Source organism: Streptomyces sp. NPDC033270, assembly GCF_055576575.1.
On the sequence record NZ_JBVIRA010000007.1, the window covers coordinates 43059 to 52641 of the forward strand.

At 71.3% G+C, this 9583-nt stretch carries 12 protein-coding genes; 8 read left to right on the forward strand and 4 right to left on the reverse strand.

Annotated elements, in window-relative coordinates:
• The first annotated feature begins 111 nt into the window (after positions 1-111).
• The 3 genes from ACZ5XZ_RS12890 to ACZ5XZ_RS12900 all read left to right on the forward strand — a co-directional run bounded on the left by ACZ5XZ_RS12890 (position 112) and on the right by ACZ5XZ_RS12900 (position 2826).
• Positions 112-1281, forward strand: coding sequence for an FAD-dependent oxidoreductase (locus ACZ5XZ_RS12890; protein WP_468977124.1), 1170 nt, complete (start codon positions 112-114; stop codon positions 1279-1281).
• Between the two features lie 196 nt (positions 1282-1477).
• Entirely contained in the window at positions 1478-2374 is an 897-nt protein-coding gene (locus ACZ5XZ_RS12895) for an RNA polymerase sigma-70 factor (protein ID WP_468977125.1), read from the forward strand.
• The gene (locus tag ACZ5XZ_RS12900) at positions 2362-2826 is read left to right on the forward strand and encodes an SRPBCC family protein (protein WP_468977126.1); all 465 of its coding nucleotides are present in this window, start codon (positions 2362-2364) and stop codon (positions 2824-2826) included. The genes ACZ5XZ_RS12895 and ACZ5XZ_RS12900 overlap by 13 nt, the downstream gene beginning before the upstream one ends.
• A gap of 44 nt (positions 2827-2870) precedes the next feature.
• On the opposite strand, the gene ACZ5XZ_RS12905 is transcribed toward ACZ5XZ_RS12900, so the two are convergent.
• Positions 2871-3776 carry a putative protein N(5)-glutamine methyltransferase gene (locus ACZ5XZ_RS12905; protein WP_468977127.1) on the reverse strand — a complete coding sequence of 302 codons (906 nt, stop codon included), beginning with the start codon at positions 3774-3776 and terminating at the stop codon, positions 2871-2873.
• Positions 3777-4125: 349 nt separating this feature from the next.
• Between ACZ5XZ_RS12905 and ACZ5XZ_RS12910 the strand changes: the two genes are divergently transcribed.
• From ACZ5XZ_RS12910 to ACZ5XZ_RS12925, 4 genes are all read left to right on the forward strand, one after another.
• The gene (locus ACZ5XZ_RS12910; RefSeq protein ID WP_468977128.1) at positions 4126-4569 is read left to right on the forward strand and encodes a hypothetical protein; all 444 of its coding nucleotides are present in this window, start codon (positions 4126-4128) and stop codon (positions 4567-4569) included.
• Positions 4566-4883: a winged helix-turn-helix domain-containing protein gene (locus ACZ5XZ_RS12915; RefSeq protein ID WP_468977130.1), complete on the forward strand. Its 318-nt coding sequence runs from the start codon at positions 4566-4568 to the stop codon at positions 4881-4883. Before ACZ5XZ_RS12910 ends, ACZ5XZ_RS12915 begins: the two co-directional genes overlap by 4 nt.
• Positions 4884-5086: 203 nt before the next feature.
• Positions 5087-6079, forward strand: coding sequence for an aldo/keto reductase (locus ACZ5XZ_RS12920; RefSeq protein ID WP_468977132.1), 993 nt, complete (start codon positions 5087-5089; stop codon positions 6077-6079).
• Between the two features lie 235 nt (positions 6080-6314).
• Positions 6315-6728, forward strand: coding sequence for a VOC family protein (locus ACZ5XZ_RS12925; RefSeq protein ID WP_468977134.1), 414 nt, complete (start codon positions 6315-6317; stop codon positions 6726-6728).
• Between the two features lie 392 nt (positions 6729-7120).
• Here ACZ5XZ_RS12925 and ACZ5XZ_RS12930 read toward each other — a convergent pair whose 3' ends face one another.
• Complete coding sequence (locus tag ACZ5XZ_RS12930) at positions 7121-7534, reverse strand: VOC family protein (RefSeq protein ID WP_468977137.1); 414 nt, start codon at positions 7532-7534, stop codon at positions 7121-7123.
• 138 nt (positions 7535-7672) lie between these two features.
• Here ACZ5XZ_RS12930 and ACZ5XZ_RS12935 point away from each other — a divergent pair, with 138 nt between their 5' ends.
• Entirely contained in the window at positions 7673-8278 is a 606-nt protein-coding gene (locus ACZ5XZ_RS12935) for a TetR/AcrR family transcriptional regulator (RefSeq protein WP_468977139.1), read from the forward strand.
• Between the two features lie 20 nt (positions 8279-8298).
• On the opposite strand, the gene ACZ5XZ_RS12940 is transcribed toward ACZ5XZ_RS12935, so the two are convergent.
• Together ACZ5XZ_RS12940 and ACZ5XZ_RS12945 are read right to left on the reverse strand one after the other, a co-directional pair.
• Complete coding sequence (locus ACZ5XZ_RS12940) at positions 8299-8865, reverse strand: NADPH-dependent FMN reductase (RefSeq protein ID WP_468977140.1); 567 nt, start codon at positions 8863-8865, stop codon at positions 8299-8301.
• 212 nt (positions 8866-9077) lie between these two features.
• Entirely contained in the window at positions 9078-9509 is a 432-nt protein-coding gene (locus tag ACZ5XZ_RS12945; protein WP_384424742.1) for an ankyrin repeat domain-containing protein, read from the reverse strand.
• Positions 9510-9583: the final 74 nt, after the last annotated feature.

Sequence of the window (9583 nt, forward strand, 5' to 3'; positions counted from 1 at the left end):
TGTCCTATTCGCCCGATTCATCAGCAGCGCCCTCTTCGTCAGGGCTCCCTGCGTCAGCACTCCCTTGATTCGTCAGCACTCTCTTGATCCGTAGAACGGAGCGTGACCCTTATGTCCACCACTCCCCGCATCGCGATCGTCGGCGCCGGACTCGGCGGCCTCCTCTGCGCGCGCGTCCTGCAGCGGCACGGCCTGCCGGTCACGGTCCTCGAGCAGGAGGCCGACCCCCACTCCCGCGCGCAGGGCGGCACCCTCGACATCCACGAGGACACCGGCCAGGTCGCCCTGCGCGCGGCCGGACTGTTCGACCGGTTCCTCGCCCTGTCTCGGCCCGAAAGCCAGGAGTGGCGCCTGTACGACCGTCACGCGACCCTGATACGCCACGACCGGGCCGACGAGGGCGATCTGAGCAGGCCCGAGATCGACCGCGGCCAGCTGCGCACCCTCCTGCTGGACTCCCTCGCCCCCGGCACGGTCCGCTGGGGCCACTCCGTAAGGGCTGCCACCCCGCTGCCGAACGGCGCCGCCCGCCTGCACCACCACGACCGCACCACGGAGGACTTCGACCTGGTCGTCGGCGCCGACGGCGCCTGGTCCCGGGTGCGCCCCGCGCTCTCCGACGCCCGGCCCGCCTACGCCGGGGTCACGATGGTGGAAACCCGCTTCGACGACGTCGACCGCCGCCACCCCGGCATCGCCCACCTGGTCGGCCCCGGCACCATGTCCGCCAAGGCGGGCCGCCGCAGCCTGGTGATGCAGCGCAACAGCAACGGACATGTGCGCGTCTACATCACCTTCCGCGGCCCTGAGGACTGGCACGCCGGCCTCGACCTCGCGGACACCGAAGCCGTACGCGCCCGACTCCTCGCCCAGTACCAGGGCTGGCACGAGAGCCTGTTGGAGATCGTGCGCGGCAACGAGGGCGGCTTCCTCAACCGGCCGCTGTTCGTCCTCCCCGTTCCCCACACCTGGCAGCGCGTTCCCGGCATCACCCTGCTCGGCGACGCCGCCCACCTGATGCCGCCGGTCGGCGTCGGCGCCAACCTCGCCCTGCTCGACGGCGCCGAACTCGCCCAGGCCGTCATCGGCCACCCCACCGTCGACGCGGCACTCGACGCCTACGAAAGCGTCATGCTGCCCCGCGCCGTCGACCACGCGAAGACCGCACGGCAGCTGCTCGCCACCCTCATGCCCGACACCGACTCCGACGAGGCCGCCTTCCCCGACACCCTCTGGCCGGCCGACACGCTCCCTGACTCCCGCCCCGCGCACACCGGTTGAGCCCGGCGGGCAGCGCACCGGCCCGCGTTCCTGTAAGGGAGGTTGTGGCGCTCCGGCCCCATCGGGCGGGTGGTGAAGTGAATCACACCTGAGGGCTGTCACGGTTTGCCGGTGCGGGGTGTCTCGATGGGCGTCCGAGGAGAGGAGCCGGGTGTGATGCCGGAGTACCAACGCATGCTCATGGCGGGGGCGGGCCATGGCTGAGGACGCCTTCACCGAACACCGTCCACTGCTGTTCACCATCGCCTACGAGATGCTGGGCAGCGCCGCCGACGCCGAGGACGTGCTGCAGGAGAGCTATCTGCGGTGGAGCGCGGTCGATCCGGCCACGGTCGAGCATCCGCGCGCCTACCTGGTCCGCGTGGTGACCCGGCAGGCCCTCAACCACCTGCGCACGGTCAGGGCGCGGCGCGAGGACTACGTCGGCCCGTGGCTGCCCGAGCCGATCCGCACCGCGCCCGACGTGAGCGACGACACGATCCTGGCCGAGTCGGTGTCGATGGCCATGATGCTCGTCCTGGAGACGCTGAACCCGACCGAACGGGCGGTCTTCGTACTGCACGAGGTGTTCGGCTACACCCACGGCGAGATCGCCGCCTCGGTCGGCAGGACCGAGGTCACCGTCCGGCAGATCGCCCACCGCGCACGCCGGCACGTCCACGCGCGGCGCCGCCGCTTCGACCCCGACTCCGATGCCGCCCGCCAGGTCGTCCAGCGGTTCCTGCTCGCGGCGACGACCGGTGAAGTCCAGGCGCTGATGGACCTGTTGGCCCCCGACGTCGTGCAGATCTCCGACGGCGGCGGGAAGGTGGTCGCCGCCCGCCGCCCGATCACCGGCCGTACCGAGGTCGCCCGCTTCGTCCTCGGCGTGCTGCGCACCACCACCGCGGCGACCCGCATCGAGCACGCCACCTACAACGGCATGCCCGCGGCCCGGTTCGTCACCGACGGCGAACTCGACTGGCTGGTCGCGTTCGAGATCCACGACGGACGGATCACCGGCCTCTACGGCATCCGCAACCCGGACAAGCTGCACCGCGCCGAGACGGTGCTCCCACTCGACAGAGGAGGCCACCAGCCGTGGAAACCATGACCGTCGAGCGCGTCATCGACGCCCCGATCGAGGACGTGTTCGCCTGGCTGACCGCGACCACCAACTACACGGCCTCGCCGCTGATCCTGCGCTGCCGTCTGACCCGGCACGGCGAGGCCGCGCCCTACGGGGTCGGCGCGGTACGCAACCACCTCTGGCTCATCGGCTGGTTCCGGGAGCGCATCACCCGGTACGACCCGCCGTATGCCACCGAGTACGTCGTCGAACGCAGCCTGCCGCCGTCCCGGCACGAACTCGGCCGGATGACGTTCACCGAGGTCGACGGCGGCACCCACGTGTGCTGGACCACCCGCGCCGAGATCCCGGTCCCCCTGCTCGGCGCCTTCCTCACCCGGCACCTGGCGCGGCCGATCATCACCCGCACGTTCCGCAACATCCTCGATACCGCCGACGCCGCGCTGGCCCGGCGCCCCGACCGGAAGCGAGCCTGACGGCGCGCACGCGCCGACGAACGGAGACCCGGCCCGCCCCGCCGTCAGGCCGGGCGGGTCCCGACGACGATCGTGGCGTACAGCTCCTCGGAGGCTTCCACCCGGGCCAGCAGCCCGTTGCGGGTGAAGGCCTCGACGGCCCGGGGCGCCTGACGCTCGCTCGTCTCGACCAGCAGATGGCCGCCCGGCGCCAGCCACTGCGGGGCGGCCGCGGTTACCCGCCGCAGCACGTCGAGCCCGTCCGTACCACCGTCGAGCGCCACCAGCGGCTCGTGGTCGCGCGCCTCCGGGGGCAGCAGCCCGACCTCTTCGGACGGTACGTAGGGGACGTTGGCCACCAGGATGTCGATACGCCCCCGCAGGGTGGCGGGCAGCGGGTCGAAGAGGTCGCCCTCGTAGACCTCACCGCCCACGGCGGCGATGTTGCGGTGGGCGCAGCGCACCGCCGCGGGCTCGATGTCGGCCGCGTACAACTCGACCCGTTCGAGGCCGGCGGCCAGCGCGGCGCCCACCGCGCCGGAGCCGCAGCACAGATCGACGGCGACGAGGGGACGCCGGGTGCGGCCGGTGGCCCGGCGGCCGAGCTCCACGGCCCGTCCCACGAGGAATTCGGTGCGGCGGCGCGGCACGAAGACACCGGGGCCGACGGCGACCCGCAGGCCATGGAACTCCGCCCAGCCGACGATGTGTTCAAGGGGCAGGCCGATCACGCGCTGCTCCACCATGACGGCGAGTTCGTCCGGCGTACGCGCCGCGGAGACGAGCAGCTCCGCCTCGTCCTCGGCGAAGACACAGCCGGCTGCGCGCAGCCTGGCGACGACGGTGGAGCGGGGGAGCGGTGTCACGTGCCCGGGGGCGCGAGAGGGCGACTGCCCGGGGGCGAGAGGTGACGACTGTGCGGGGGTGAGAGGTGACGACTGCACGGGCGGTGACTTCTGAGATGACGACATGTGAGCCTTTCGGGGCGCCGAGGGCGCTTACCGGGTCACGCGTGCCGGACGGTCACCTGCACCGGGTGGGCCGTACGGGCGTGAGACGAAAGCGCCTGCCTGGTCTGGCGGGGTATCGGTCTCACCTCCTCGGTCGGTCCACTGCTGGCACGCAACAGTACCTGACCTGGGGCGGGGGCACATGAGGGGGCAGGGGTTGCGGAGGGGGCGGGGGCTGCGGAGGGGAGCGGGGAGAGCCTGGCCGGAAAGTACTTGTCGGATTGGAAAGTTCTTGTCACGATGAATGCACGAGGCCGGCGAAGGGCCGGCGGGGAGAAGAAGCATCGGATCGTCAGGGGGGACTGACACCATGTCGGAGTACGCATCTGCTTCTGGGGCGTCATCCGCGGCACAGGACGCGGCGGCCGCGCTGGCCCGTGCGCAGGAGTTGCGCTCAACGGTCAAGGACGGCACGAAGTGGTACGTCCGGTATCAAGTGATCTACGGCTGCGCCTCCGCGGTCCTGGTGCTCGCCATAGGGCTGTTGGGCCGGCCCCACGGTGTGGCGCTCGGCATCGGCTTCTGGGTCGCCGTCATCACCGGCCTGTCGGTGTACTCGGCCCGGCAGCGCGTCTCCCGGGTCGGGTTCGGCCGATGGCATGCCGGCCTGATCATCGCCTGGGCGCTGCTCTACGGCGCGGTGCTGGTGCCTGGCATGATCTGGTTTCAGGACGTGGCGGCATGGTGGGTGCCCGGCGCACTGGTGGTAGCCCTTCCCGGGCTGATAGGCGGCTATTTGGAGGCCCGGCGGTGACCGACCCGCACCAGGGAACCCATCCGCGCCACGGGCTCGACGAGGTCATCCACGCACCGGTCCGGTTCTCCATCGTGGCGACGCTGGCGGCAGCGGAGAAAGCCGAGTTCGCCTTCGTCCGCGACACCGTAGAGGTGAGCGATTCGGTGCTGTCGCGCCAGGTCGCCACCCTGGAGAAGGCCGGCTATGTCGCCGTCACCAAGGGGTACGTCGGCAAGCGCCCACGCACCTGGCTCGCCCTGACGCCCGCCGGCCGCGCCACCTTCACCGCCCACTGCCAGGCCCTCCGGGCCATAGCGGGTGACAGCGACTGACGGGGGCGCCGGCTGACGGGGACGCCGGCTGACGGGGGATGCCGGCTGGTGGGGGGCGGGCCGACTGTGCGGACCGGTACCGAACGGGCGCCTCGCCCTGACAGCAACCCGCAATCCAGGCGTCGTTGACTTCGAGTGCGCTCCAATGCATACCGTCCCGAAGGGAACTCCGGGAAAGGCCCGGCCCAGGAGGTGGCAGCAGCATGACCACGATCAACATTCCTTCACGCAGGCTCGGTGACCTGGTGGTTCCCGCGCAGGGGCTCGGCTGCATGGGGATGAGCCACGGCTATGGGGAATCGGACGACGAGCAGTCGATCGCGACCATCAACCGGGCGCTCGACCTCGGCGTCAGCCTGCTGGACACCTCCGACTTCTACGGTGCGGGGCACAACGAAGAGCTGATCGGCCGGGCCATCGCGGGGCGGCGCGACGAGGTGGTGCTGGCGACCAAGTTCGGGTTCGCCAACCGGCTCGGCGAGCCGACCGCGATCCGGGGCGACGCCGCCTTCGTACGGCAGGCCTGCGACGCGTCGCTGCGCCGGCTCGGGGTCGACCACATCGACCTCTACTACCAGCACCGCGTCGACCCCCGTACACCGATCGAGGAGACCGTCGGTGCGATGGCCGAGCTCGTCGCGGCCGGAAAGGTGCGGCACCTCGGATTGTCCGAGGCGAGCGCCGCGACGCTGCGGCGGGCGCACGCGGTGCATCCGATCGCCGCGCTGCAGAGCGAGTGGTCGCTGTGGACCCGTGATCTGGAACAGGAGATCGCGCCGGTGTGCCGTGAACTCGGCATCGGCCTGGTGCCGTTCTCGCCCCTCGGCCGGGGCTTCCTGACCGGGCAGTACACCTCGGTGCAGGGGCTGGCGGAGTCCGATGTCCGGCGGTCCCAGCCCCGCTTCGCCGACGGCAACCTCGAACAGAACCTCGCCATCGTCGGCAAGCTGAACGAACTCGCCGCGGAGAAGGGCGTCAGCGCCGGACAACTCGCGCTGGCCTGGGTCCAGTACCGAGGGGACGATGTCGTGCCGATCCCCGGCACGCGTCGGCAGAAGTACCTGGAGGAGAACCTCGGCGCACTCGCCGTCGAACTCTCCGCCGACGAACTCGCCGCCATCGACGCCGCGGCCCCCGCGGCCCGAATAGCCGGGACCCGTTACGACGAGGCGAGCATGACGTTCGTCGACGGCTGAGGCTGACAGCCCCGAAGGAGAGAGGCGGGGCCCCGGGGGCGGGTGAGTCCGGTGAGGAGGCCCAGGGGGCGGGCGGGGCGGGCGCGCAGGGGGGCATGGTCCGTGCCCACGGCCTCTGCGGCGTACAGGATGCGGGTATCCGCCTTCGCTCCCTAGACTTTTTGCAGCGCGACAAGGCCGGAGGTGACGGCGGCCCGAGCAGGGGCCGCCGCCCGTACGGAAGGACGGCGCGCCCATGGACTGGAAGCTCGAACTGGTGCCGGTTCCGGTGTCCGATGTGGAGCGGGCGAAGCGCTTCTACAGCGAGCAGCTGGGCTTTGCCGTGGACCACGACGTCTGCGTCGGCGACGGCGGGGTGCGCATCGTGCAGCTGACGCCGCCGGGATCGGGCTGCTCGATCGTCATCGGGAGCGGTGCCGGCGTCACGCGGATGCCGCCCGGTTCGGTGCAGGGGCTGCAGCTCGTGGTCTCCGATATCGCCGCGGCCCGTGCGCAGCTGGTCGAACGGGGGGTCCCGGTCAGCCCCGTGCAGCACGTCGAGGACGGCGCGATGGCCGACGGCCCCGGTGGGGCCTGGAACTCCTTCGTCTACTTCAACGACCCGGACGGAAACGGCTGGGCACTGCAGGAGCGTCCCGAGGAGGGCTGAGGAGAGCGAGGGGGAGGCTGAGAGGGGGCCGGGGGGGCTGAGAGGGGGCTGCTGCGGGACTGAGAGGGATCCGGGGCGGGGCCCGGGGGCCCGGGGGCGGCTGAGAGGCCGAGGCGGCCCACCGCCGCAATGGTCCGATGGCTCGCCCGCCCCGGTCGCCGCTTTCCGGACATGAGCCGGATGCCGGCGTGCTCTCCTAGGGTCTGGTGGATGACGACGCCTCAGGAAGACTTTCTGTGAACCTTCCATGCCGCCCGTCCGGCGGTGACGGTGCGGGCGATGGCCCACGGGCGGGTGCCAGGTGCCCCGGGCGGTCAGGGGCCGGCGCCTCGTTGATCCGGGCGCCGGCGGGGTGGGGGCCTGCCGGTCTCGTTCACCGGTCCCGGCCCCGTTCACAGGCCCTGGGCGGCCATCCACTCCGGGTCGGGGTCGATGGGCTGCAGCACCTCGATCAGGGTGCCCTCCGGCCCCCAGACGTTGAAGCGGCGCTGGCCCCACGGCTCGTCGCGCACCGGTTCGGCGATCGGCACACCCTTGGCGCGCAGTGCGGCCTCCTCGGCCGCGGCGTCCTCCACGAGGAAGGCGATCACTATGCCGCCGGTGTCCTGGGCGCGAAAGCCCTCGGGCATGGACGCATGGCCGCGCTGGACGAAGTCCAGGGTGAATTCGGGGTGCTGGGGGTGCTGGAGGGTGGAGTACCAGTCCAGTTCCGCCAGCGGGCGGAAGCCGAAGTGGTCGGCGTAGAAGCGGGTGCTGGCGGCGACATCGTCGGTGAGCAGGGCGGTTCCGAGCTTGGCGAAGCGCATGGTGGTCCTCTCTGTTCGCGGCCGGCCGGTCCGGCCGCGGCAACAACTGCAGTTGTAGTACTCTGACTGTAGTGGTTGCAAGTCTTTTTCTGAAAATGCTCGGAAGGAGTGCGGTCGGCATGGTGCGAGGTGGACGACATGGTGCGTAATCCGGAGCGGCGGGCGGCGCTGGTGGATGCCGCGATCGAGGTGCTGGCGCGGGACGGCGCGCGCGGGCTGACCTTCCGGGCCGTCGACGAGGCCGCGGGCGTGCCCAAGGGCACCGCCTCCAACTACTTCGCCAACAGGGACGACCTGCTGGGCCAGGTCACCGGGCAGATCCACCAGCGCATCGCGCCCGACCCGGAGGAGGTCGCCGAGGTGATGGCGGCGCCGCCGAGCCGGGCGCTGGTCGTCGAGCTGATGAGGTGGATCAACCGCCGGGTGGCCGAGAACCGCACCGGCTATCTGGCGATGCTGGAGTTGCGTCTGGAGGCGACCCGGCGCCCCGAACTGCAGGTGGAGATGGTCCGGGCGATCCGGGAGACGCTCGACGACGACATCCGCTTCCACCTGGAGAACGGGCTGCCGGGGGACCGTACCGGCGTGACGCTGATCTATCTCGCGATGACCGGGCTGATGCTGGAGCAGCTCACCCTGCCGGGGGTGGTCCCGGGCGAGGAGACCGACGGCCTGATCTCGGCGCTCGTCGACCGCGCGATCGTCCCGCAGGACGGTGCGGCGGGCCAGGAGGCCTCCCCGTAGGGGTGTCGCCCCGGGGGCCGCTAGGCGCCGTACGGCCGGGCCGTACGGGCCTCGCGGAGGGCCACGGCCCACCAGGTCAGCTGGTGGAGCAGGGCGTCGGCGGCCTGTGCGACGGGGGCCGGGTCGTGCAGCCGGCCGGCGTCGTCGAAGAGGTTGCCGGCGAACGGGAAGCTCACCGTCTCGCGTACCGTCGTGGCGTGCAACTCGGCGAAGACCAGCCGAAGTTGCTCGACGGCGCGGAGCCCGCCGGAGATCCCGCCGTACGAGACGAAGCCGACCGGCTTGGCCTGCCACTGGGGGTGCAGCAGGTCGATGGCGTGCTTGAGCGGGGCCGGGAAGGAGTGGTTGTACTCGGGGGTGATCACGACGAAGGCGTCCGCCTCGTCGACGCGTTTGGCGAACGACTCGAACTCCTCGCTGCCGTGGCGGAGTTCGTACGGGCGGATGGTGTCCAGGTCGACGACGTCCACGTCGATGTGGGCGTGGCTCTCGGCGTGCCGGGTGAACCAGTTCGCGATGACCGGTGCGAACCGGTGCTCCCGGGTGCTGCCGACGATCACTGCGAGGCGGTAGCGGTGCTCGGACATGTGTGGCCCTTCGTGGCGTGGCGGGTGAGGCGGCGAACGGCGGTGTCGCCGTCGTCGGAACCCGACGCTAGGACCTCAAGCGAACTTGAGGTCAAGCGCCACGAATACCCTGCTCAGCTGCCATGAAGGGCGTCGTTCGCCTGTCGTCACGGGCGTTCCCCACCCGCCGTCACGGGCGCGGATGCCCGCCGCCACCGGTGCCGCCCGCCGGTTTACTCCGCTCCGAACAGCTTCAGCAGTTCCGTCTTCTGGAACATCCGGGCCGTCTCGATCGCCGAGGGCGCACCCGCCGACGGGTCCGCGCCATGCGCGATCAGCACCTTGACGACCTCGTCCTCGCCCTTGAAGACCGCTCCGGCCAGCGGTGTCTGGCCGCGGTCGTTGGTGCGGTCGACGTCCGCGCCGCGCTGCAACAGGGCCTCCGCGGTGGCGGCGTGGCCGTGGTAGGCGGCCAGCATCACCAGGGAGTCGCCCCTGTCGTTCGTCAGGTTGGCGGGGACGCCCGCGTCCACGTACGCGGCGACGGTGTCGGTGTCACCGTGCCGTGCCAGGTCGAAGACCTTCGCCGCGAGCTGCAGCACCTCGGGGTCGTGCGCGTGCTCGATCGCCTCGGGTCCCTGCGGCTCGGGATTCGCGTCGCTCATGGTCGCCGGCCTCCTGCTGTGGTGGATGGTGCGTGCACTGTCATCGCCACTTTATGCAGGCCATGACCGTCGCG